Source organism: Corallococcus sp. AB018 (assembly GCF_003986945.1).
GTDB classification, from domain to species: Bacteria; Myxococcota; Myxococcia; order Myxococcales; family Myxococcaceae; genus Corallococcus; species Corallococcus exiguus.
In genome coordinates this window covers 1-385 of sequence record NZ_RAWR01000623.1, presented here as the reverse complement: position 1 = coordinate 385, position 385 = coordinate 1, and the positions used below count along the sequence as shown (strand labels likewise).

Annotated in this window: 1 protein-coding gene; it reads right to left on the bottom strand. The window is 70.6% G+C overall.

The window, feature by feature from the left end; genetic code table 11:
• On the bottom strand, positions 1 to 385 hold a 385-nt coding region (locus D7Y11_RS43085; protein WP_199754010.1), incomplete at both ends, for a cation:proton antiporter.

Sequence of the window (385 nt, the reverse complement as noted above, 5' to 3'; positions counted from 1 at the left end):
GGGCGGGGCCGGGTCGCGCCGACGCAGCCGGGGTGACCACCGCGGGATGTAGGTCGCCGGGAAAATCCACACGAATCTCCCGACGACCACGACCAGCAGAACGACCGCGGTCACCAGGGCGACCTGCCCCGCGCCGGTGTCCAGGTCGGCCAGGATGCGCCGGAGCTGCAGGCCGACGACCAGGAAGACCAGCCCCTCGATCAGGAACTTCACCATCTTCCAGAACGCGCTCATCTGCAGCCGCGAGGCGGCCGACATCAGGGTCGGCATCCGGTGGCCCAGGTAGAGGCCGGCGACCACCACGGCGACGACACCGGATGCGTGGACCTCCTCGGCGGCCACGGCCACCACGAACGGCGTCAGCAGCGACAGCGCGTTGTCGAGG